Genomic DNA, 23,283 nt, shown 5'->3' with positions numbered 1-23,283 from the left:
TCAGTGTCCTTTCTTGGAGTTCGGATCGAGGGCGTCGCGCAGAGCGTCGCCGAAGAGGTTGAAGGCCAGGCAGATGAAGAGGATGGCCAGGCCGGGGAACAGCGCTGTCGAGGGCGCACGGAAGATGTACTGCTGGGCGTCGGAGAGCATGATCCCGAGACTCGGCGAGGGCGGCTGAATGCCGAGTCCGAGGAAGGAGAGCATCGATTCTCCGATCACTGCGGTCGGCAGGATCACCGTGGCCTGGACGATAACCGCCGAGGCGGCGTTGGGCATGATGTGCATGCCCAGGATACGAGCCTTCGAGGCGTCGGTGGCGATCGCGGCCTTGACGAAGTCCGCAGACTTCAGCCGCATCGTCTCACCTCTGACAACGCGGATCATCGTGGGCACCTGCGAGATGCCCAGGGCGATCGCGGCATTGGAAAGGCTGGGCCCGGAGATCGCTGCCAGACCGACGGCGATGATGAGGAACGGGAACGCCAGAGTCACGTCGGTCAGCCGCGAGATGACAGAGTCGAGTCCCCGGAAATAGCCGGCCAGCAGGCCAAGAGGTGTGCCGACAACGACGGCAAGCGCCACGGCCAGCAGTCCCACCTGCAGGGAAGCGCGGACACCGAAGGCGAGCCGCGAGAGAATGTCGCGGCCCAGGTCATCGGTGCCGAAGACATAGCCGATCGTGCCGGGAACCTGGAACGGTACTTCGAAGTTCGTCTGGGCGAAGCCGTAGGGGGCGATGAGCGGAGCAAAGATTCCGATGATGAGGACGATGACGACCATGACCGAGCCGATGATCCCCATCGGGGTCGGCAGGATCGAGCGCAACAGCCACAGTGCGCGATTGCTCGAGGCGTGGAACTCGGGGTCGAGTCCTTGGGTGTTCTTGTCCGTGTTGGTGACGATGGGTGTGCTCATGAGGCATCCTCGCTGACGCGGATCTGGGGGTTGATGACCGAGTAGAGGATGTCGACGGCCAGATTGATGAGAATGTAGGAGGCGGTGATGACGAGGACGACGGCTTGGATGACCGGATAGTCACGGGAGAAGACCGCGTCGAGCGTGAGTTTTCCGATGCCCGGCAGGGCGAAGATCCGCTCAGTGACGACCGCTCCGGAGATCAGCCCGCCCAGCTGCAGGCCGACGATGGTGACGAGCACAATGAGCGAATTGCGCAGTCCGTAGCGGAAGAGCACTCGTGGGCGCGAGAGCCCTTTGGCCCTGGCCATCCGCACGTAGTCGGTCCCCATGGTCTCGATCATCGAGGCTCTCGTCTGACGGGTGATGACTGCGGCGAGGCTGGTGCCGAGGATCACCGCCGGCAGGGTGAGGTAGTAGATGCCGCGGATCGGATCGGAGAGGACATCGACATACCCCGAGGCGGGGAACCAGCCCAGGCTCACCGCCAGGGCAAGGATCGCCAGGAGCCCGAGCCAGAAGTTCGGCACCGAGAGTCCCAGCAGGGCGATGAAGTTGCTGCCGATCTCCGGCCATTTCCCTCGATAACGTTCGGCGAGCATGCCCAACGCGATACCGACGACCACGGCGACGACGATGGCGTAGAGAGCCAGCCACAGAGTCACCGGCAACGTGGTCGCGATCATCGACGTGACCGGCAGCCCCGTGCGAGTGGAATCACCGAGGTCGCCGGTGACGATCGATCCGAGGAACTTGAGGAACTGGACGAGGAGAGGCTGGTCGAGGCCCAGGTCCGCGCGGATCGCATCAAGCCGTTCTGGAGTCGCCTCCTCGCCGGCCATAGCCAGAGCTGGGTCGCCGGGAAGGAGACGCACACCGAAGAAGATGACGATCCCCGAGAGAACGAATGTGATGACCGCGTGAAGGATCTTGGTGAGCACGAACCGGGTCATTGCTGCCCTCCGTTCTTGAGGAAGCCGGCTCCTGAGAGATGCACGACTCCATCGGAGTAGACGTCGATGCCGGCGACATTCTCGGTATAGGCGGTGAGGTTCTTCTGTCGATAGAGGTAGATGATCGAGTTGATCTCTGCGATCCGCCGAGAAGCCTTGCCGTAGAGTTCGGCGCGGTCGCTTTCGTCGGTGACTTCACTGGCCCGTGTGAGCAGGTCGCTGAGTTCGTCATCATCGACCCCGGTGACGTTGTTCGCTGCGCCCGGGTAGTGGAAGGTGTAGAGATTGCCGTGCGGGTCGACGCGGCCGGACCATCCGAGCTGGAGCAGTTCGTAATCGCCGCGGTCCTGGGCATCAAGGAGGGCGGTGTACTCCATTGGCTGGACCTTGATGTCGAAGCCGGCTTCCTTGGTAGCCGCCTGCACCGCCTGGGCGAATCGAAGAGTGTCTTGGGTGTTCGAGACCTTCATGTTGACCTTCAGCGGCACCTTGACCCCGGCATCCTTGAGTAGTTTCTTCGCACCTTCAGGGTCGTAGTCGACGCAGTCGTTGCTCGCCTCGGTGGCGAAGGGGCTGTCGGGAGCGATGCCGGAACAGGCCGGCGAGAACCACCCGTTGAAGACGGTGTTGACTAGGGCCTTGCGATCAATGGCCATCGACAATGCTCGACGTACCTTAGGGTCCTGCCCCAACGGTGTCTTGAAGTTTTCGGGGTTGTCTCCGAAGCCCATGTTGACCGTGAGCCCTTGGTAGCCGAGCGAATTCGACTGCAGGAGGCCGATGCCGGTCTCCTCGTCGAGGGCATCGACGTCCTGCGGGGAGATCGTGTCGGCGACCTGGACGTCGCCGGATCGGATATTAGCGGCGCGGATGTTCGCGTCCGTCATGATCTGGTAGGTGATCGAGTCGAGATGGACCTTGTCGGCATCATAGTAGTTGGGGTCTCGGACCACCTTGATCGATGTCTGGGCGATGCGCTTCTCAAATTTGAACGGCCCGACGCAGACAGGATTGTCCCCGAAGTCATCGCCCTCGTCTTTCAGAGCTTTCGGCGACATGATCATTCCGGCCCGGTCGGCGAGCGCCGCGGTGAAGGGGGCGAAGGGCTTCTCAAAGGTGACTTCGAGAGTGTGGTCATCGAGTGCGGTGACGTCGTCGATGGGCCCGAGTTCGGCTGCGCGAGAGGACTCTTCGAGATTGAGGCCGCGTTCGATGGTCGTCTTGACCGCCTCGGCGTCGAAGTCGGATCCGTCGGCGAACTTCACTCCGCCTTTCAGCGGAATTCTCACAGTCTTGCCGTCCTTGGAGATCGCCGGAAGCTTGGTCGCGAGCATCGGAGTGATCTCACCGTTCTCGTCGATGTCGTAGAGCTTCTGGCACATCGTCTGCATGACGTACCGGGTGTAGAGCGACGAGGAGGTCGTCGGGTCGAGGCGATCCGGTTCAGAAGAGAGGGCCATGACGAGGTCACCTCCCTCTCTGAAATCTCCCGACTCCGCGCCCACCGACTTCACGTCGGTGCGGTCGGGCGGATCGTCCAAGGGTTGGACCGGAACGCATCCGGCCAGCAGAACAGCAGAGGCAAGCGCTGCAACCATCCGTATTTTCACACGCACTCCCATGAGGGCAACAGATCGATGAGGAATATTTGCATACAATCTATACGCTGTTTAGAGTTTTGTATACAAGTACTGTGAAATTTCTGAACGATGGGATATCTCCATGACCCGCCGACTCGACTTGGCCATGCTGTTGCTGCTGACCTTCTCGACCGGGATGGTCGACGCGATCGGCTACCTCGGGTTCGACAAGGTGTTCACCGGGAACATGACCGGCAACGTCGTCATCCTCGGCATGGGTCTCACCGGGGCCGAAGGCATCCCCGTCCTCCGCCCCGCCCTCGCGCTGGTCTTCTTCATGGTCGGCGCCGCGCTGTCGGGCCGGATCCTCGGCGACATCGGCGAGGCCTGGCATCACCGGACGACCGTGATCTTCGGCATCGTCGCCGCAGGCTGCGCGGTACTGTCCCTCTACGTCGCGCTCGTGCCCGATCCCGAGATCGGACTGGCCGGCACGATCTTCACCTCCGCGCTTTCGACCCTCATGGGCGCGCAGGCGGCCGCGGCCAGAAAGATGAAGATCGCCGACGTCACCACGGTGGTCGTGACGTCGACGATCGTCGGTCTCGCCTCGGATTCCCGTTTGGCCGGCGGCGACAGCGTCCGCTGGGTCCGCCGCCTGCTCGCCGTCGTCCTCATCCTCGTCGGTGCGCTGGCGGGAGCCGCGACGCTCATGCTCAATCAGTGGATCGGCATCGCCATCGTCGCCGTCATGATCGCGGTCGCAGCCGCCATCGGCCACCTCGGTGAGAAGAAGCGAACCCGCGCCGAGGCGGCCGGAACCGTTACGTCGAACGCCTGAGCTCACCGCACGCCGAGCTTCTTCCACACGACGAGGATCGCCGACACGCTCAGTGCACCGGCGAGCAGCACCCAGTAGGCCGGGGCCTTCGCATCCCCGGTGACACCGATGAGCCAGGCCGCGACCAGTGGAGTCAGTCCTCCGAAGACAGCGACGCCGATGTTGTAGCCCAGAGACAGCCCGGTTCCGCGCACCTCGGTCGGGAAGATGTCACCCATGACGCTGGCGAGGGGACCGTAGTACGCGGCCTTGAGCAGCGAGAAGATGACGACGGCGATGATGAGCACCGACAGCGCGTTAGCCGCGACGACCCACGTGAAGAGCACCCAGGTGAGCACCATGACGGCGAGCGCCGCGGGGATCATGAAGGTCAGCCGTCCGACCTTGTCGCAGAAGTACCCGGCGACCGGGGTGAACAGAAGCAGCACGATGCCGGACACGAGAGTCGCCCAGAATCCTGCCGAACTCGTCATGCCGAGGTTGTCGACGGCATAGGTCGGAACATAGGTGATGAAGTAGTTGAGGCAGGTCGAGACTGCGATCGCACCGATCGCCAGCACCACGGCCAGCTTGTGGCGGCGCAGCACGCCCCCGATGGCCGCGGCTTCCTTCGGCTTCTCGGCCTGCGCGGCAGCGAACTCCGGGGACTCGGGAACATGCCGACGAATGTAGAGGCCGACCGGACCGACGAGGAGTCCGACGATGAACGGCAGCCGGAACCCCCAGGTCTCGAGCTGCTCCTGCGACAGCGACGTGGTCACGGCCACCCCGATGACGGAGGCGAGGATCGTCGACATCGCCTGCGAGGTGAACTGCCAGCTCGCGGCGAAACCTCGGCGATCGGGCAGATGCTCGACCATGAGCGAGGTTGCTGACCCGAATTCCCCGCCGGCGGCGAAGCCCTGGACGAGCCGGGCCAAGAGGATGAGCAGGGGCGCGGCCAGCCCGATGACGTGCGCCGGAGGCATGAGCACGACCATCAGGGTGCCGGCGAACATCAGCCAGATGGTCAGCGTCAGTGCGGGTTTGCGCCCCCTGCGGTCGGCGAAGCTGCCGAGCACGATCGCTCCCACCGGTCGGATGAAGAACGACAGCGCGAAGGTGCCCAGGGCGAGCATCACCGACACGGCGTGGCTCTCGGAGGGGAAGAACGCCACCGAGATGTAGACGGAGAAGTAGGCGTAGACCGAGATGTCATACCACTCGAGGGCATTGCCCACCGAGGCGGCGGTGATGACCTTCCACGACTTCACCGGCTGTTTCTCTGTCACATTCCGTGCGGACGGCTGTTCTGTCATGACTGGGCTCCTTCGCCTGCGGTGTTGTGGTCAGTGATGGCGCCTGACGAGATCGACTGCGCGCCCCCTTCGAGGCGAAGCGCGCTCGCGTCGAGATGAAGTGCGCTCATGTTGAGGTGAAGCGTGCTCACTTCGACGTGAACCAGTTCTCCGGGTTCGTATGCATGTCCCAGAACATCCCCGCCATGATTTCGCCACCCTGGCTGAGCACCGAGAGCAGCGCGTGTTCGTCCGGCGCATGCTGGTGGCATCCGGGGTACGAATGCGGCACCCACACGGTCGGCAGCCCGAGCACCTCGGCGAAGACGTCGTTCGGGATCGTCCCCCCGAGGTTGGGCTCGACAGCAGCCTCGATCCCGGTCGTGGCCCGGATCGATTCCGCGGCGGCGGTGACGACCCGTGAGTCCGGATCGAGCCGGGTCGCCGGCATGCAGTGCTCGAATTCGACGCTGACTCCACAGATCCCCTGCTCCTCGAGGAAGGCCTGGACCCGGGTCTCGAAATCGCTGACGTCGGTGCCGACGACGTAGCGCAGCTGCATGCTCGCCGAGGCGGCCCCCGGGATCGCGTTGACCACCTGAGCCGGGTCGCCCGCGTCGAGGGCGAGGACCTCGAGGACGTTGAAGGCGAAGACCCGTTCGGCCGGGCTCAGCCCCGGTTCGCCCCAGTTCGGGTCGGTTTCGGGGGCACCGTCCTCGACGACCTCGGGCAGTTTCGCGACTGCCTCGAGCACCGAGGCGGGAGGATCGGTCGGGCGCAGCGCCGGGATCCGGATGACGCCGTTGCCGTCGACGAGGGCGTTGATCGCCGCGGCGATGACGGTGGCCGGGTTGCGCAGGCGGCCGCCCCAATTACCCGAATGGTGGCTGTCGTCGCGCTCGTGAGCGACGAGGCGGAAGTTCAGTGCCCCGCGGGAGCCGAGGAAGAGCGTGGGCACCTCGGCGGCGATCCGGGGACCGTCGGAGGCGAGGAAGAGATCGGCGGCGAGATCGGCAGCGTGTGCGGCCGCGAACGCTCGCAGCCCCTTCGACCCGGCCTCCTCGGCGGTCTCCATCAGAACCTTGACGTTGTATCCGAGCCTCGCCGGGGCGGCACCGCCCGACCCGCTGAGACCGTTGAGCACGGTTCGCAGCGCCACCGTGTTCACGCTGTGCTGGCCTTTGTTGTCGGCGGTGCCGCGCCCGTACAGGCGGTCCCCGTCACGGGTGAGCACCCAGGGGTCGAGCCCCTCGGCCCACTGTGAGGCGTGCGCGAACTGCACATCGCCGTGCCCGTAGAGGAGGACCGTGGGCAGCCCGGGGCCCTCGATGCGGGAGGCGATGAGCAGCGGGTGTTCGTCGGATTCCGGATTGTCGTGGATGGTCGAGTCGAATCCGAGCTCATCGAGTTCGGGGATGATCTCTTCGGACAGATACGCCGAGGCGGCCGGCCCGTTGCCCGGCGCCTGGCTTTCGGTGCGGCGTGCGACCCGACGGGAGAGCCGGTCGATGAAGTCGGTGCCGCGGATGAAATCGCCTGCGCTTCGGGCGAGGTCAGCGCGGGTTTCACTGGGATCTGCCGCAACCTCGCGGCCGGTGTTCTCTTCGCTCATGCCTGCCAGCATCGCCGAGTCGCGGTCGCGAGGACAGACGATTCCGTCCAGCCTCGGGTGCGTTTCCCGCACCGAGGTGGTGCATTCCCTGCACCACCGACGTAGCCTGTTCTCGCGAAGGCTTGACCTGCTCTCGCGACGACGTGCCCTGTCTGCGCGACGCGGCACCTTGCACCCGCCATATGGGAGTCACCCCGACCGAAGGACACCACGATGACCGATCTCCGGAGTCTCACCACGCTGCTCGCCGTCGTCGAGTACGGGTCGATCCACCTCGCCGCACGGTCGATCTTCATCTCCCATTCCACAGCGAGTCGCCAGATCAGAGCCCTGGAGGAGCATTACGGGACGACGCTGTTCGAGCGGTCGAGCTCCGGCGTCGTCCCCACGCCTCAGTGTCTCGCCGTCGCCGACTTCGCTCGTCGGACCATTGCCGAATCAGAGCTGCTCGCCGATTCCTTCGGTGAGTACTCCGGCGCGATCGAGACGGTCTCGATCGTCACGTCCACCGGGCTGGGGCAGACCGTGGTCGCCGATGCGATCAACCGCCTGATGCGCACGACCGATCGGGTGCAGATCAGCATCATCGATCGCGGCTCGGTCGAAGCGCTCCAGGTGCTGCGCAACCGGCAGGCCGATCTCTGTGTGAACTTCTCGGTGTCGAATCATGAGCTCGGCACCGTGCCGGGAGTGCGCAAGGTCGCCGAGGTGGAGGCTGAGAACTTCGCGATCCTCGCCGATGACCATCCGCTGGCCCAGCGGTCCAGCCTCTTCATCAGCGACATGACCGATTTTCCCGTAGGCACCCTGCCGGCCGGCAACACCGCGAGGATGCGCATCGAACAGGCGGTCCGGGCACAGGGCCAGATCTTCTCCCCCACGCTGGAGGCGACATGCCCGGTCCTCATGGTGCGCTCCCTGGTCGGCACGTCGATGATCGCGATGATGGCCGGTCGCACCATTCCGACGAACCTCGATGCCGTCGGCTGCACGGCGATCCCGATCATCGATCCGGACATCGAATCGCGTTTCATCCAGGTCCTCGAAGCCGATCCGCGCCGCGAATCCCACTGTCTCGACCTCGTCGTCGAGGCCCTGCAGAGCAGCCTCTGAGACTGCAGGCCCCGGCCAGGCTCACCCCTTCGGCGAGCGACCCTCCGGGCAAGGCAGGTCGATGAAGGCGTCACTGCGGACGCAGGATCCAGCCGATCGAGTGAGAGAGGCACGAATGCCTGCTGGTTCTGAGGGTTTCACGGAATCGGTGTTGGAGGTCATACGCCCCATCCTCGCGGGAAACGATACGCGCCGTAATCCCGTCCACGGTAAGCCGGTGGCGTTCAGCCTGTCCATGGCTCGCGGGCGGAGGTTACGTCCCGTGGGCTTCGAGGACAGAATCGGCCTGATCGAAGAGCGGAGACAGGGCTTCGCGCCATCTCGGCAAGGAGACCGACAAAGTCTGCCAAGTCACGGTTCGATCGATCACCGAATAGTGATGGGCCAACTTCTCGCGATTCTTTGCGGCGTCGCTCCAGTCGATTCCCGTGGGGGCCGAAACTTTGTGAAGCGCGAGCGTTTTTGCGGCCTCGCCGATCTTGATCATCAAGGAATCGCCTGCTTCTTGAGTCACTTCATCTGAGTCGTACGCCGGCTGCCCCTTGGCGAGAATCAAAGCAGCAATCTCCAACCACCGTCGAATATGCACTAGCTCCTTTGCCACCCGCAACTCCATCAGACTGGAACCTCGCAGATTGGAACCTCATCGTTGAGGATGTCCTTGTCGATCTGGGGATCGAGACTTCGATGGCTGACAAGATCGACACCTTTGCCAAGAATCTTTGACAGCGCATCTTCTAGCCGAATCATGTCGAAGAGGTCCGCATCGTCGGGAGGCACAACGAGCAGATCTACGTCAGAATCAGGACGATCGTCCCCACGAGCGGCAGACCCGAATACTGCAAGATCGGTGAATCCCCTGCTCTTCACTGCGTCGAGGAGAATTGGCCCACCGGCCGCGAGAAGCTCGCTTGGGCGCACCCCATTGGTGCGCTCCTCGGAGACCAAGTAGCTGATAGCCGGCTGCGTCAGGTCGAGACGCTGCGCAACTTCGCGTTGCGACGCCCCGGCGACGATCATGGCACGCACTGCCAACACTCGACGCAATCGCGCGATCTCGGCGTCCCGAGCTGCACGTTCAAACTCCAGAATCGGGATCATAAAAACATTTTATCACCGACGCATTTCTCGCATCGGCATGCGCGAACCAGGCTCACTCCGCCGGGATCTCCGGAAGCAGACGCGGGCCCGAGCCGTTCGACCCGAGTTCGTCGTCGGGATTGAGCACTCGGCAGGCGCGGAGGGAGACGCAGCCGCAGCCGATGCATTCGACTAGTTCGCTCTCCATCCTCTCAATCTCCTTGCGACGGGCCTCCAGCTTGCCTCGCCATCGTTCACTGATCCGACGCCAATCGGTCTTCCCCGGCATTCGGTCGTCGGGCAGATCGCCGAAGACCTCAGCCACCTCGGCGAGGGGGATACCCATCCGTTTGGCCACCTGGATCACCGAGACCCGACGCAGCACATGACGGGCGTAGCGGCGCTGGCCCCCTGCGGTGCGTTCAGAGGAGATCAGCCCCTGCCGTTCGTAGAAGTGCAGAGCGGAGACCGCGACCCCTGTCCGCGCGGCCACGTCTCCCACGGACAGCAGGTCGGTCGGAGACGGTTTCATATCGTTCATAGAGGTTCTCACTCTCTATTGACCTGAAGTTTGGTTGAGGTTTTAGGCTAGCCGACATGAGAGACGAACACGAGAGCACTTCCCCTGAGCCTCACTGGGACGCCGCAACCGTCAACGCTCCGGAAGGACCGCTGTCGGGAGGGTGGCGCGAACTCTTCAGCGCCGAGTATACGAGCGCTTCCCTCGTCCTCGCCGGCGGTATCGCCGTGTTCGCGATGAATACCTTCGTCACAGCGGCACTGCTGCCCTCGACGATTGCCGACATCGGTGGAAATCAGTACTTCGCCTGGGTGACGACGGCGTTCCTCGTCGCCTCGGTGCTCGCCTCGATGCTCGTCGCCCGGGTGCTCGCAACGATGGGAGCGGCGCGAGCGTATCTGCTCGCGTTCGTTCTCTTCGCCGTCGGATCGCTCGGTGCGTCGCTCTCTCCCTCGATGGAACTGCTCGTCACCTCACGGATCGTCCAAGGCCTCGGCGGCGGTCTGCTCGCCGGGCTCGGCTACTCGGTCATCCGTGACGCGCTGCCGAGGCGCCTGTGGACTCGGGCGACGGGGCTGGTCTCGGCGATGTGGGGACTCGGCACGCTCATCGGTCCGGCCATCGGTGGGGCATTCGCTCAGATCGGCTTCTGGCGTGGAGCGTTCGGACTGCTGGCCTTGGTCTCGGTCATCCTCGGACTCATGGCGCTGCGCAGTCTTCCCCGAGAAGCTCCCGGTGAGCGGAACTTCGGTCGACTGCCGATTCCATCGCTGACGCTGCTCGTCCTCGCTGCCGCCGCGTTCAGCATTGCCGCGGTGGTGCCCACGGGATGGCCGACGACGCTCGCCCTCATCACCGGAGCGGTACTCGTCGCCGCCTTCATCGGCGTTGATCGCGTCTCCGGCTCACCCGTGCTCCCGCACATCACCTATCAGCGGGGCAGTCCCCTCAAATGGATCTACCTCGTGCTCGGCATCCTCAGTTCCGCAGCGATGGTGGAGATCTTCTTGCCGAAGTTCGGGCAGGACCTCATCGGCATGTCACCGTTGTTGGCCGCTGTCTTCGGGGTGACCGTTTCGGTGGGTTGGAGCTTTGTCCAGCTCTACAGCGCCAGTGTCGACGATCCGCGCACCGGTCGGAGATTCATGGCTCTCGGCCCCGTGCTCATGACGGCGGGGTTGATCGTCTACGCCGCAACACAGTTCGTCGACACGGCCTGGATCGCGTGGGTGTGGGCAGGCAGCCTCGTCCTCACGGGTTCGGGAATCGGCATCGCGTTCCCGCACCTCAACGTTGCGGCGATGAGCAGCAGCGACGACCCAGTCGAAGGATCCAAGGCGGCCGCAGGACTCGGCACGGCCGAACTCATCAGCAACACGATCGCCTCGGCGCTCGTCGGAATGCTCGTCGCCGTCGGTGGTCCCGGGGCTGCGGGTGCCATGACGATGGGGGCCGGAATCGCGGTCCTCGGCGGTATCGGAATCGTCTGCGCGGTGATGATCATGCGGCACCGTCCGGTGGAGTGATTCGTCGATAACCATCGCGGCAAACAGCGAGCAGCACCGCGCCCGGCCTCATGTTCCACATCTTGGGTCCAGTCGGGCGCATTCACACTCCGCCGCCGATAATCGAGACATGAGCGATGGAGCCGAGACGACCGACCTGCCCGGACCGACCTTTCCCCTCAAACACCCGGGCACAGCGGTCATCCACGCCGGACCACGCCAGGACCCCCGCATCATCTCCGTGCCGACCCGCTGCACCGAGCACACCATTGATCTCGCCGCGGGCACCGACGTATTCGCCGCGCTCGAAACCACACTGAGCGCCCACAGCACCAAGGGCATCATGGCTGAGTTCGTCTCCGGCCAATTCGGGCACATCGACTACGTTCATCCCGCCTATGGCCCCGACGCCGAGCACCCCATGTCGTTCACGCAGACGTTCGCTGTCGTTGGTCCGGCACATGTCCGCCATGCCTCGGCCACCGTCGGTTTCCGGGACGATGTCCCGTTCTGTCACATCCATGCCTCGTGGACCGGTGCCGATGGCACGGTCAGGGGCGGGCACCTGCTGCCGGGCACGCTGGCCGGACCCGCGGGGCTGAAGGTTCGTCTGTTCGTTCTCGCCGATGCCCGGCTGGTCAGCGACGTCGATCCCGAGACCGGGTTCTCCGCCTTCGCACCGCACCCGTTCGAACCGGAGTCCGCCAGCACCGAGGCGACCGCCCCCGACGCCGTCGTCTCCCGGGTCCGTCCCGGTGAGATCCTCGACGAGGAAGTCCTCGCCGTCACCCGGAACGCCGGCTTCGAATCCGCCGAGGTGGTCGCCAGCTTAGGCAGCACGACCGGTGCCGTGTTCACAGGCGGCACCGCCCCGTGGCCGGCCGTCGAGTTCACCCACCTGGCAGGCACCGTCACCGACGCTCAGTCCGAGAACCCCCGGGTCAGTCTCACTGGCGAAGTCGTCGACGTCGCCGGCGAGGTCCACCACGGCGCACTCGCCCCCGCGGCGAACCCCGTCGCCGTGACCTTCGAACTCTTCATCCGCCGCACAATCTGAGTCGCCCCCGCTGACCAGGGAAAACAGCCGCGACCAGTGCAGACAGACGCCCCGGCGCAGTCAGCACCGGGGCGTCTCCGCAGAACCTCAGACATCGCTCACGACATCACGGCACCGCCGTCGACGCGGAGGATCTGTCCCGTCGTGAACGCCGCGCCGTCACCGGCGAGGTAGGCGACCGCCTCGGCGATCTCTTCCGGCTGACCCATCCGGTCAAGCGCCTGACCTGAGGTGTCGTACGTCTGCCCGATTGTGAGGGCGGACTCAACGGGCCCGGGCGCGACCGAATTGCAGCGGATCCCCTGACGTCCGTACTCCTTGGCCACCCACTTCGTCAGCGCGATGATCCCGCCCTTGCTCGCCGCATACGCGGGCCCCGACCGGGCTCCGGCCTCACCGTCGGAGACCGCTCCGCCGTTGATGCCCGAGATCGACGAGATGTTGATGATCGATCCCGCCCCTGCCGAACTCATGTGCGGGTGGACGGCGGCCTTGATGAAGTTGAACGTCCCGCCGAGGTTGGTCTCGATGTCACGCTGCCACTGCTCGGCGGTGATCTCATCGATGCCGATGCGTGCCGCCGTACCCGCATTGTTGACGAGGATGTCGAGGCCCCCGAAGGTCTCGACGAACGAGCCGACCGCGGCGTTCACCTCGGCGGCATCGCGGACGTCGAGTGAGAAGGCGGCGAACCGCTGGTCCGGGAACTGTTCGGCCAGGGCGGCAGCGGCATCCTCGGCGCCCTTGAGGTCGACGATGCCGACCGAGGCGCCGCGCCTGGCCAGCGCGGTGGCAATCGCCAGGCCTATGCCCTGCGCGGCACCCGTGACCAGGGCCGTCTTGTTCGTGAGCAGATAGGGTTCCATGGTTCTCCTTGCTTAAAACAGATGATGAGCCGAACTGAACGAGACTCACCCGACCCCGAGCAGGTCGGGCAGCCAGTTCGAGATCGCCGGGATGTAGGTGATGAGCAGCAGTGCGATGATCGCGCAGATGAGGAACGGCATGATCCCGCGCACGACCTCCTCGAGCCTGACCTTCCCGATGCCCGCACCCACGTAGAGGTTGAGCCCCACCGGCGGGGTGAACAGGCCGATCGCGAGATTGACGGTCATGAACACACCGATCGTCGTCATGTCCACGCCCACCCCGATGAGGATCGGCACGAGGATCGGGATGAACAGGTAGAACGCGCTGATCGCATCGACGAAGGCGCCGACGATGAGCAGGATGATCGTGATCGCCGCGAGGATGAGGTACTTGTTGTCCGTCACGCCCAGCACAGCCGTCGAAATCCGATCGGCCACACCTTCGACGGTGATGACGTAGGAGAAGAGGCTCGCCACCCCGACGATGAACATGATGACCGCGGTCGAGACCCCGGACTCGAGGAACACCTTCGGCAGGTCCTTCCAGCTCAGCTCCCGGTAGACGAACACACCGACCACCAGTGCGTAGACGGATGCGACGGCTCCTGCCTCGGTGGGGGTGAAGATTCCGCCGTAGATCCCGCCGAGGATGATCACCGGGATGAGCAGACCGGGAATGGCCTTGACCAGCGCGGTCAGGACCTCGCCGAACCCGCCGTCGACGTCGACCGTGGCCGTCGGATCCACAGATCCGACGCCCGATCCGACGGATCCGGAGCTCGCCGAGGCGGCCTTCCCGTTCGTCGTCAGCAGCTGAGTCCTGCCCGCTGCCGCACCATCGCCCGAACCGCCGTTCCCAGCCGAACCGGGACCAGAACCGACCGAGCCGGACTCAGACGCCCCGGCCGAAGCGGAGCCTGCGACCGCCTCGGCGCCGGTCTTCGCCTTCACCGGCAGACCGGCGAGCTCACGCACCCGCGGAACGAACAGTGCGGCGATGAAGAACGCTGCGGCCATGATGATGCCGGGCACGATGCCGGCGATGAAGAGCCGGGAGATCGAGATCGACCCGAACTCGGCGGCGACGACGGCGAAGATGATGAACGCGATCGACGGGGGCACGACGATGCCCATCGATCCGGACGCCGCGACCAGGGACACCGCGTGCTTCTTCTGGTACCCGTTGCGCACGAGCGCGGGGATAAGGATCGCACCGATCGCGGCCACGGTCGCCGGCCCCGAACCCGAGATCGCGGAGAAGAAGAACGCGGAGATGATCGTCACCGCTGCCAGCCCATGGCTGAACCGGCCGAAGATGAGGAAGGCGAGATCGACGAGGCGCTGCGAGATGCCCGTGTACTGCATGACGATGCCGGCGAGGACGAAGAACGGGATCGCCAGCAGCGTGCCCGAGCTCATCGACGGGAACATCACCGAGGGCACCACGTCGAGGACCTGCACACCATCGGTGGTGACCAGGGTGACGACGGCGGACAGCCCGAGGGCGAAGGCGACAGGGATCCCGAGGCCGAGGAAGAGGAAGAAGCTGCCGAAGAGCAGGAGCGCGATCATTTCCGGCCTCCCTGGACATCGGAGGAGACATCGGACCGTACCCCGGCCGAGAATTCGGACGCATCGATGGTCGGTGCGGCCTCGCTCGCGAGCCGCTCGACGACCGCCTCGGCGGAGGTGTCCTCATTCAGGGAGGTCCGCAAGGCTTGGATGCTGCGCAGGATCCCGAGCAGACCGGCCAGCGGTATCGACAGGGTGAACAGCCATTGCGGGATTCCCAGTGATGGGGTCGCACGGCCGCGGATCGCCTGCGCGATCGTCATCTCGCCGCCCCAGATGAGGAGCACGGCGAGGAAGAGAACGATGAGGACGGTGCCGGTGATGAGCATGATCCAGCGGACCTGGCCCTTCGCGTTCTCGACGAGGTAGGTGAACCCGAGGTGCGCTCCGAGGCGGATGCCGACGACCGCACCCATCATCGTCATGACGACGAGGAAGTTGATGGTCAGCTCCTCGGAGAACGCCAGCGAGGCCTTGAAGATGTAGCGGGAGAGGACGTTGACGAAGGTGACGATCACGATCACCGCGAACGAGCCGATGACCACCCAGTCCTCGAAGAATCTGATGGCTCTCATCTCACAGTCCTTTCGGGATGAATGCTGAGGACATGTCGGGTCCCCAGACCTTGCGGTACTTCGCGTAGATCGGTTCGAGCTTGGCGCGGAAAGCGTCCTTCTCTTCGTCGCTGAGCTCGTTGACCTCCATGCCGGAGTCCTTGAGTTCGGCGATGAGCTTCTGCTCGCCGTCACGGTTCTTCTTGATCTGGAACTCGTTGGTCTTTTCGGCCAGACGGCTCACGAGTTCCTGGTCCTCCTGCGTCAGCGAGTCGAAGAGGTCCTTGTTGATGCCCAGGACGAGGGGATCGTAGGAGTAGTTCCACAGCGTCAGGTACGGCTGGACCTCTTGGAGGTTCGAGGAGTAGATGACGTCGATCGGGTTCTCCTGCCCGTCGATCGCCCCCTGTTGGAGCGCGGTGAACACCTCACCGAAGGGCATCGTCGCCGGGTTCGCGCCGAGCCCGCGATAGAGGTCGGTGTACATGCCGAAGCCGGGGATGCGGAACTTCATGCCCTTCATATCCTCGGGCGTGTGGATCGGCCGGTGCGTGTTCGTCAGCTGCCGCATCCCGGATTCGCCGAAGCCGAGCAGGTGGACACCGCGTTCGGCGAGGTAGTCGGAGTAGACGTCCCCGCCCTTGCCGGCGAGCGCCTTCTGCCCGTCCTCGACGGAGTCGAAGACGAACGGCGCAGTCACGGCGCCGAAGCGCGGATCGACACCGGCGTAGATGATCGGCGAGTTGTAGGAGAAGTCCTTCGCCCCATCCATGAGCTGTTCGACTCCCGCGGTCGCCTCCCCGGCGGAGAGCCGTTCATTGGCGAAGACCTTCATCGTGATCCGACCGTCGGTCTCCCGATCGAGGTCCTTCGCGAACTTCTCCGCCGCGAGGTACCAGGTCGACGTCGACCCGGTCGTCACCGTCATCTTCCACCGGTAGCGCTGCTTGCCGTCGTCCGTGGTGCCGAAGTTCGTCCCGCACCCCGCCAGCAGCAGGGCGCACACCATGAGCACGGCGAACCAGGCGAGCGCCGCCCTCTTCGTCTGCGTTGTCGGCACCGTTGCCTCCTTATTGTCGTTATGTCGCTGTCGTATCCGTGGTCGGTGGGGTCATTCCCCCACCGAGGCGGCCCGCAGGTCCGCAATCGAGCACCCGTCCGCGGTCGCCGGGCCCTCCCCCGCCGAGGTGGCCGCCGTCATCCGTTCGAACCGTGTCCTCATCGCTTCGGCATCCCCGCATAGTGGGTCAGTCCCCCATCGACGGGAATGAGCGTGGAGTTGATGTAGGCCGACTCGTCCGAGGCGAGGAACACTGCGAGATCCGCGACGTCTTTGGGCCGGCCCATCTTCCCGGTCGGCGACTGGGCGTGACGGGCCGCGAGCATGTCGTCGACCGAGTCGTAGTGGCCGGAGATCGAGCGGTGGATGAGCGGGGTCTCGATGAGGCCGGGGGCGATCGAGTTCGCGCGGATCCCCTCGGCTGCGTACTGCGCGCCGACGACCTTCGTCAGCTCGATCAGCCCTGCTTTCGAAGCCGCGTACGCCGGGTAGTCATAGCCCATGTAGCGCATGCCGCCGACAGAGGAGACCGTGATGATCGACCCAGTTGCGGCCGCGCGCATATGCGGCAGGGCGTGCTTGATCGCGGAGAAGGCGCCGGTGAGGTTGATGTCCAACGCCCGGCGGAACCCGTCGGTGTCGAGAGTGTCGACTCCCCCGTTGACGACGATGCCGACGTTGTAGTGGAGGACGGTCGGTGCGCCGAGGCGGTCCGCGCAATGGGCGAAGGCCGCGGCCAGCGAGTCTTCGTCACCGACGTCGGCGACGACCGTGGTCAGCTGCGACTCCAGGTCGACTGCCATCTCACCGAGCACCCTGGCAGCCTCGTCGAGGGCGTTCGGGTCCCTGTCGACGATGCAGACTCGGGCACCTTCGCGCAAGAACGCAGTGGTCGCTGCGAAACCGTTGTTGACTTCCCCGTCCGGGGTGCCGCAGCCGATGGCCATGATCGTCGTGCCGGCCAGTCTGCCTGTTGCGCCGGCGCTGCTGCCGTTCGTGCTCATCGTGCGCTTCCCCGTCCCTGCGAATGTTCGGTTTTGAGTTCCTTGCGCGCGATCTTGCCGTAGGCGGTGACCGGCATCTCCGCGACGAAGTGGATCTCCTTCGGCACCTTGTACGCGGCCAGCCCCGACTTACACAGCGCGATCAGGCGTTCGCCCAGGTCACCGATGCTGCTCGCACGCGGGTTGCCTCCCCCGTCCACGTCGCCCCCATCGCCCCTGGCGGGGATCTCCGCATCTTCGTCGGTGCGGACCTCCGCGCGTTCGATGACGGCCACTCCGATCTCTCCCCACTGCGGGTCGGGCACGCCCACGACCACGGCTTGGGCCACCTCGGCGTGGGTGAGGAGGAGCTCCTCGATCTCCCGGGGATAGACGTTCGAACCGCCGGAGATGTACATATCGGACTTCCGGCCGGTGAGGAACAGGTAGCCGCGGTCGTCGAGGTAACCGACGTCGCCGGTGTGGAAGACGCCCCCGGCGAAGGATTCGGCGTTCGCGTCGGGTCGGCCGAGGTAGCCGGCGCACACGGTCGGCCCGACCACGCAGACCTCGCCCTGCTCACCGGCGGGCAGCTCGCCGCCGGTCTCGTCGAGGATGACGATCTCGACCCCGGTGCGGGCACGACCGCAGGTGCCGATGCCCGCCTCGTCGACGGGAATCCGGCCGTGGTCCTCGGGACGGAGGATCGTAATCGCTCCGGTCACCTCGGCGAGGCCGAAGTACTGGACGAGGCAGGGTCCGAGCCGCTCGAGCGCGCGGGCCTGATCGGCGGCGAGCATCGGAGCGCCCGCGTAGATGACGCGCTCGAGGGTGTGGTCGTCGGGGCCGCGGCCGTCGGGGTAGCCGGCGGCGATGCGGTTGAGGATGGTCGGAACGGTGAAGGCGTTCGTGATGCCGTAGGCGTCGATGGCCGGCCACAGCGACTCCACGCTGGGCTTGCCACCTGGGTGGATGATCGTCGGCGTGCCGCCGAAGACCTGCGCGAGCATGTGGATGCCCGCCCCATGGGACAGGGGCGCGAGCACCAGCGACGCCCCGGTCTCGTCCTCGTCGGGGAAGAGGTCGCAGCGATGATTGGCCAGCACCGCGCCGAGGTGGCGGTGCGTGAACGTCGCCGCCTTGGGTCGGCCCGTGGACCCGGAAGTGAAGAAGTACCAGCAGGGGTCGTCCTCGTCGACCGTCGAGTCGACGGGGATCACGGGAGCTCCCGAGGTTCCGGCCGCCTCGGGGTTGGTTGCCTCGGGATCCGCCGCCTCGGTGCCGGTGGGCAGTTCGGTGCCGGTGGGCAGTTCGCCGATCCACAGCACAGGGCCGGTGAACCCATCGGCCTGCAGGGCGGTGACGAACTCTGTGTGGGCGCGGTCGGCGATGACGGCGGCGGGGGCCACCTCGGCGCTGATGCCGAGCAGCTCCTCGGTCGACAGGGCCGCATTCGGTGGGGCGATGACCCCGCCGGAGCGGAGGATCCCCCAGAAGGACTGGACCACCTCGGCGTGGTTGGCGGAGACGAGGAGGACGGTGTCGCGACGGCCCACGCCTCCGGCCTGCAGGGCGGCGGCGAGCGCTTCGGCGCGGTCGTCGAGTTCGGCCCAGGTCCAGCGCTGCCCGCGGTCATCGTCGACGACGGCGAGACAGTCGGGAATCCGCCGGGCGGTCTGCGTGAGGAAGTGGGAGACGTTGACCCCGCGCCGAGGGGTGGGGGTGAAGTCCTTGGCCGGGGATGTCTGCGAGATGGCGCGCATCAGCGGGCACGCTCGAGGACGGAGGCGAAGTTCGACACTGCGGCACCGCCCATATTGAAGACTCCGGCGAGTTCCGGGGCTGCGATCTGGAGGCCGGGTGAGCGGCCGGTGAGCTGGGCCGCCGCAAGGGCGTGCATGGACACGCCCGTCGCGCCGACCGGGTGGCCTTTGGCCTTGAGGCCGCCGGAGGGATTGACCGGCAGGCGACCGCCGACTTCGGTGGCGCCCTCGTCGATGAGTGTGTGACCCTGACCGGGAGCGGCGAGTCCGAAGGCCTCGTATTCGAGGAGTTCGGCGATCGTGAAGCAGTCGTGGGTCTCGAGCAGATCGAGGTCTCCGATGGTGATGCCCGCAGACGTCAGGGCCTGATCCATGGCAGCCCGGGCTCCCGCCATCTCCAGAGGGTCGCGCTGAGAAAGCGGCATGATGTCGTTGGCGTTGCCCATACCGCGCCAGGTCACGGCCTGTGGGGCGGAGGCGGCGACATCCTCGGCGGCCAGGACCAGTGCCGCGGCTCCGTCGGAGACCATCGAGCAGTCGGTACGGCGCAGCGGTTCGGCAACGTAGGGGTTCTTCTCGCTCACGGTGTTGCAGAAGTCGAAGCCGAGGTCCTTCTGCATGTGCGCGAGCGGGTTGTGGGAGCCGTTGGCGTGGTTCTTCGCGGCGATGCGGGCGAGGGTCTCGGAGTGGTCGCCGTAGCGGTCGAAGTACTGCCGGGCGATCTCGCCGAAGACTCCGGCGAAGGACTTGAAGTGTTCTTCCTCTTCCCGATAGCTCGCGCTCAGCAGCACCTCGTTGACCTCATGCCCCGAGGCTTGGGTCATGCGTTCGGCGCCGATGACCAGGGCGGTGCGGTGGCGGCCGGCGGCGATGGAGTCGTGGGCCGCGAAGACGGCTGTGGAGCCGGTCGCACAGGCGTTCTCGTGCCGGTGGGCCGGGGTGCGGGCGAGTTCGGGGAACACGGTGCCCGGCAGTGCGGCTTCGAAGCCTTGGCGGGAGAGTCCGTTGTTGTAGACGCCGACGTGGATGGCGTCGATGTCGGCGGGTTCGAGTCCGGCGTCGGCGATGGCCTCACGGGCGACGTCGGCCATCATCTGTGGCAGCGGGGACTCGGACCGGCCGAACTTTCCGTGGGACCAGCCGATGATCGCGGGCTGAGGCATGGACACTCCTTCGGGTACCTGGCTCGTGGGCGCCAATGTGACTTCCCTCGCAATACTCGCCGCACGTTCACATCCTGGTCAAAGAAAATCCACGATATGGAACATTGGTGATGTCGCTTCCCTACTTGGCGCTCCCGCGCACTTCGTCGAGACAACGACGGAGCGCCGAGACCCCTGTGCGTACACAGAGGTCTCGGCGCTCAACCGTTGTTTCGGCGCTGAGGCGGCAACCCTCACCCCTTCAGTCGGGTCATCTCCGGATCGAAGAGCGGCTCGGCTGTGACTGTGGCAGGCAGACGCCGACCGAGGTATTCGATCTCGACGGCGTCGCCGACGGACAATGTGTTCGGCAGCCACGCGTAGGCGATGGACTTCCCGATCGAGTATCCGTAGGCCGCCGAGGTGACGTAGCCGTCGGACTTCCCGCCGGAAACACCGCCCGAGGCATCCGCACCGCCTCCGTCGCCGGCACTACCCGAAGCACCACCGACCACATACACCGGCTCCTTGCCGAGCACCACGTCGGAGGGAACATCGAGCGTCAGGCACGTGAGCTTCTTCGTCGCGGCCGCGGCCCTGGCCTGCAGCGCCGACTTTCCGATGAAGTCATCGGTCTTCGAGGCCTTGACCGCGAACCCGAGCCCGGCCTGGACAGGTTCGTGCTCACTCGTCATGTCCGAGCCGAAGGAGCGGAAGCCCTTCTCCAGGCGCATCGAGTTGAACGCCTCGCGGCCGCCGGCGATGATGCCGTACTCCTGTCCGGCCTCCCACAGCACGTCCCACAGCTTCGAACCGAGATCGGCGGAGGTGTAGATCTCCCAACCGAGCTCACCGACGTAGGACAGACGCATCGCCGTCACCGGCACTCCGCCGAGCACGGCAGGCTTCGTGCGGAAGTACTTCAGTCCTGCGTCGCTGAAGTCCTCGTCCGTGACCTTGCTGATGACTTCCCTGGCCAGCGGGCCCCACAGACCGATGCAGCATGTGCCCGGCGTCGTCTCCCGCACGGTCGCCCACTTGCTCGGGTCGGCGGCCGACTGGTGCCTCGCCGCCCGCGAAATGTAGGCGAAGTCGATGTTCGAGTTCGCCCCGACCTGGTAGGTCTCCTCATCGAGGATCGCCACCGTGATGTCACTCGTGATACCGCCGGCCTCGTCGAGCAGCAGCGTGTAGCTGACCGCGCCGGGCTTGCGCAGCATCGACGAGGTCGTCATCCCGTGCAACAGCTCTCCTGCACCCGGACCGGTGACCTCGAAGCGCTTGAGCTGGGTCATGTCGAACATCGCCACCGAGGTGCGCGTCTTCCACGCTTCGGCCGCGGCGATCGGCGAATGGAACTGATCCGCCCACGCATCCCGCTCCGGAGCCGCCCACTCGGCGGGCATCTCGGACAGCAGGGACGCGTTCGCCTCGAACCAGTGTGGCCGCTCCCAGCCGTTGGTCTCGAGGAAGAACGCACCGAGCTCCTCCTGCTGCCGACGGAACGGGCTCGAGCGCAGATCGCGTGGGGAGACCCGCGGCTGCAGCGGGTGGATGACGTCGTAGATCTCGACGAAGTTCTGCTGCGAGGTCTCGCTGACGTAGTCAGGTGTGGTCAGAGCGTCTTCGAAGCGGTTGAGGTCGATGCCGGACAGGTCCGTCCGCGACTGGCCCTCGGCGATGAGCTCGGCCACCGCGCGGGCGATGCCGGCACCGTGGGTCACCCACACCGCCTCGGCGACGAAGAATCCATCGACCTGGCGGGACTGTCCGACCAACGATCCTCCGTCGGGGGTGAAGGAGAAGATGCCGTTGAAGCCGCGCTGGATCTGAGTCTGTGCCAGTTCGGGCAGCAGCTCCTTCGTCGCATCCCATTCGGGGGCGAAGTCCTCGGGCGTGAACTCGAGGCTCGAGGGCATCTTCTCCGAAGTGATCTCGTCGGGCGAGTACTTCGGCAGCTCGTCGAGGTCGACGGGCATCGGGCGGTGAGCGTAGGAGCCGATGCCGATCCGCTCTCCCCATTCGCGGTAGTAGAGGTCCTTGTCCTGGTAGCGCAGGATCGGCGCCTGAGCGCCCGCGGGCAGCTCGTTCTTCCCGATCAGGGACGGTGCTTCGGTGGTCCAGGCGAACTGGTGGCCCAGCGGCAGCAGCGGGATCGTCGTGCCGGCCATCTCTCCGATCTTCGGCCCCCAGAAGCCAGCACAGGAGACGACGATATCGGCGGGGATCCGCTCCTCTCCGGCGAAGACGGCGGTGACCTTGCCGCCCTTCGTCTCGATGTCGGTGACCGCGGTCCGGTCCCGGAACTCGACACCGGCGGCCCGCGCCCGCTCCATGACGAGCTGGGTGCCCTTCGCGGCCAACGCGAGTCCGTCACCGGGGGTGAGCAGCCCGCCGAGGACCATGTCGCGGTTGAGCATCGGGAAGAGCCGTGCACATTCGTCGGCGTCGATGACATCGGCCTCGACACCGTACGACCGGTTCCATCCTGCACGGCGGTGGAGATCCTGAAGGCGCTCGTCGGTCGTGGCGATCTCGAGCCCGCCGACCGGCAGGAACGAACCCCGACCGTCCGCGCCCTTGAGCGAGGTGAGCTTCTCGATCGTGTACTGCGCGAACTCGGTCATCGACTTCGACCCGTTCGAGGAGAAGACGAGGCCCGGGGCGTGCGAGGTCGATCCGCCGGGGATGTTCAGCGGGCCCTGTTCGATGACGAGCGTGTTCGTCCAGCCCAGCTGGGCGAGTTCATCGGCGAGGTTAGCTCCGACGATGCCGGCTCCGATGATGACGACGCGAGGTGTTGCATTCGGCACTGGGTACTCCTTGCGGTGGTGGTGAAAAGTCATGGGTGGTGCGAAAGCTGCGCTGCGACCGGCCGCGTCCGGCT

At 65.5% G+C, this 23,283-nt stretch carries 20 protein-coding genes; 4 read left to right on the top strand and 16 right to left on the bottom strand.

Annotated elements, in window-relative coordinates; genetic code table 11:
* From J9314_RS01195 to J9314_RS01185, 3 genes are read right to left on the bottom strand one after another with little or no spacing between them, the layout of a single operon-like run.
* Positions 1–915: an ABC transporter permease gene (locus tag J9314_RS01195; RefSeq protein WP_210604099.1), complete on the bottom strand. Its 915-nt coding sequence runs from the start codon at positions 913–915 to the stop codon at positions 1–3.
* Positions 912–1,868: an ABC transporter permease gene (locus J9314_RS01190; protein WP_181274075.1), complete on the bottom strand. Its 957-nt coding sequence runs from the start codon at positions 1,866–1,868 to the stop codon at positions 912–914. Before J9314_RS01190 ends, J9314_RS01195 begins: the two co-directional genes overlap by 4 nt.
* Positions 1,865–3,328: an ABC transporter substrate-binding protein gene (locus tag J9314_RS01185; protein ID WP_246490546.1), complete on the bottom strand. Its 1,464-nt coding sequence runs from the start codon at positions 3,326–3,328 to the stop codon at positions 1,865–1,867. The genes J9314_RS01190 and J9314_RS01185 overlap by 4 nt, the downstream gene beginning before the upstream one ends.
* A 262-nt stretch (positions 3,329–3,590) precedes the next feature.
* On the opposite strand from J9314_RS01185, the gene J9314_RS01180 reads away from it, so the two are divergent.
* A complete protein-coding gene (locus J9314_RS01180; protein ID WP_210604097.1) occupies positions 3,591–4,289 on the top strand; it encodes a YoaK family protein in 699 nt (232 codons plus the stop codon).
* Between the two features lie 2 nt (positions 4,290–4,291).
* On the opposite strand, the gene J9314_RS01175 is transcribed toward J9314_RS01180, so the two are convergent.
* Together J9314_RS01175 and J9314_RS01170 are read right to left on the bottom strand one after the other, a co-directional pair.
* Complete coding sequence (locus tag J9314_RS01175) at positions 4,292–5,587, bottom strand: MFS transporter (RefSeq protein WP_210604096.1); 1,296 nt, start codon at positions 5,585–5,587, stop codon at positions 4,292–4,294.
* A 127-nt stretch (positions 5,588–5,714) separates the two neighbouring features.
* Positions 5,715–7,178: a M20/M25/M40 family metallo-hydrolase gene (locus tag J9314_RS01170; protein ID WP_210604095.1), complete on the bottom strand. Its 1,464-nt coding sequence runs from the start codon at positions 7,176–7,178 to the stop codon at positions 5,715–5,717.
* 213 nt (positions 7,179–7,391) lie between these two features.
* Here J9314_RS01170 and J9314_RS01165 point away from each other — a divergent pair, with 213 nt between their 5' ends.
* Complete coding sequence (locus J9314_RS01165; protein WP_210604094.1) at positions 7,392–8,291, top strand: LysR family transcriptional regulator; 900 nt, start codon at positions 7,392–7,394, stop codon at positions 8,289–8,291.
* A 253-nt stretch (positions 8,292–8,544) separates the two neighbouring features.
* Here J9314_RS01165 and J9314_RS01160 read toward each other — a convergent pair whose 3' ends face one another.
* Genes J9314_RS01160 through soxR form a run of 3 tightly spaced genes read right to left on the bottom strand, consistent with a single transcriptional unit; the run spans position 8,545 to position 9,903 of the window.
* Positions 8,545–8,895 carry a HepT-like ribonuclease domain-containing protein gene (locus tag J9314_RS01160; RefSeq protein ID WP_210604093.1) on the bottom strand — a complete coding sequence of 117 codons (351 nt, stop codon included), beginning with the start codon at positions 8,893–8,895 and terminating at the stop codon, positions 8,545–8,547.
* 11 nt (positions 8,896–8,906) lie between these two features.
* Entirely contained in the window at positions 8,907–9,392 is a 486-nt protein-coding gene (locus J9314_RS01155; protein ID WP_210604092.1) for a nucleotidyltransferase domain-containing protein, read from the bottom strand.
* 52 nt (positions 9,393–9,444) lie between these two features.
* Positions 9,445–9,903, bottom strand: coding sequence for a redox-sensitive transcriptional activator SoxR (gene soxR / locus J9314_RS01150; protein WP_210605473.1), 459 nt, complete (start codon positions 9,901–9,903; stop codon positions 9,445–9,447).
* 65 nt (positions 9,904–9,968) lie between these two features.
* On the opposite strand from soxR, the gene J9314_RS01145 reads away from it, so the two are divergent.
* Both J9314_RS01145 and J9314_RS01140 read left to right on the top strand, forming a co-directional pair.
* Positions 9,969–11,417 (top strand): MFS transporter, encoded by a 1,449-nt coding sequence (locus J9314_RS01145; protein ID WP_210604091.1) that lies wholly within the window; start codon positions 9,969–9,971, stop codon positions 11,415–11,417.
* 109 nt (positions 11,418–11,526) lie between these two features.
* Positions 11,527–12,453, top strand: coding sequence for a PCC domain-containing protein (locus J9314_RS01140; protein ID WP_210604090.1), 927 nt, complete (start codon positions 11,527–11,529; stop codon positions 12,451–12,453).
* Positions 12,454–12,551: 98 nt separating this feature from the next.
* Here the strand turns inward: J9314_RS01140 and J9314_RS01135 are convergent, their stop codons facing one another.
* From J9314_RS01135 to J9314_RS01100, 8 genes are all read right to left on the bottom strand, one after another.
* Entirely contained in the window at positions 12,552–13,319 is a 768-nt protein-coding gene (locus J9314_RS01135) for an SDR family NAD(P)-dependent oxidoreductase (RefSeq protein WP_210604089.1), read from the bottom strand.
* A gap of 45 nt (positions 13,320–13,364) precedes the next feature.
* Positions 13,365–14,894 carry a TRAP transporter large permease gene (locus tag J9314_RS01130; protein ID WP_210604088.1) on the bottom strand — a complete coding sequence of 510 codons (1,530 nt, stop codon included), beginning with the start codon at positions 14,892–14,894 and terminating at the stop codon, positions 13,365–13,367.
* Complete coding sequence (locus J9314_RS01125; RefSeq protein ID WP_210604087.1) at positions 14,891–15,469, bottom strand: TRAP transporter small permease; 579 nt, start codon at positions 15,467–15,469, stop codon at positions 14,891–14,893. The genes J9314_RS01130 and J9314_RS01125 overlap by 4 nt, the downstream gene beginning before the upstream one ends.
* 1 nt (position 15,470) lies before the next feature.
* Positions 15,471–16,508 (bottom strand): DctP family TRAP transporter solute-binding subunit, encoded by a 1,038-nt coding sequence (locus J9314_RS01120; protein WP_246490545.1) that lies wholly within the window; start codon positions 16,506–16,508, stop codon positions 15,471–15,473.
* A 158-nt stretch (positions 16,509–16,666) separates the two neighbouring features.
* Positions 16,667–17,512, bottom strand: coding sequence for an SDR family NAD(P)-dependent oxidoreductase (locus J9314_RS01115; RefSeq protein ID WP_210604086.1), 846 nt, complete (start codon positions 17,510–17,512; stop codon positions 16,667–16,669).
* Positions 17,509–19,254, bottom strand: a complete 1,746-nt coding sequence (locus J9314_RS01110) for an AMP-binding protein (RefSeq protein WP_210604085.1) — start codon at positions 19,252–19,254, stop codon at positions 17,509–17,511. The genes J9314_RS01115 and J9314_RS01110 overlap by 4 nt, the downstream gene beginning before the upstream one ends.
* Entirely contained in the window at positions 19,254–20,417 is a 1,164-nt protein-coding gene (locus J9314_RS01105; protein ID WP_210604084.1) for a thiolase domain-containing protein, read from the bottom strand. The genes J9314_RS01110 and J9314_RS01105 overlap by 1 nt, the downstream gene beginning before the upstream one ends.
* Before the next feature lie 233 nt (positions 20,418–20,650).
* A complete protein-coding gene (locus J9314_RS01100) occupies positions 20,651–23,242 on the bottom strand; it encodes a GcvT family protein (protein WP_210604083.1) in 2,592 nt (863 codons plus the stop codon).
* Positions 23,243–23,283 lie beyond the last annotated feature (41 nt).

It is taken from the genome of Brevibacterium oceani (genome assembly GCF_017948325.1).
GTDB classification, from domain to species: domain Bacteria; phylum Actinomycetota; class Actinomycetes; order Actinomycetales; family Brevibacteriaceae; genus Brevibacterium; species Brevibacterium oceani.
Note: the sequence above shows the minus strand (reverse complement) of the source record. Positions and strands in the feature narration are given on the sequence as shown.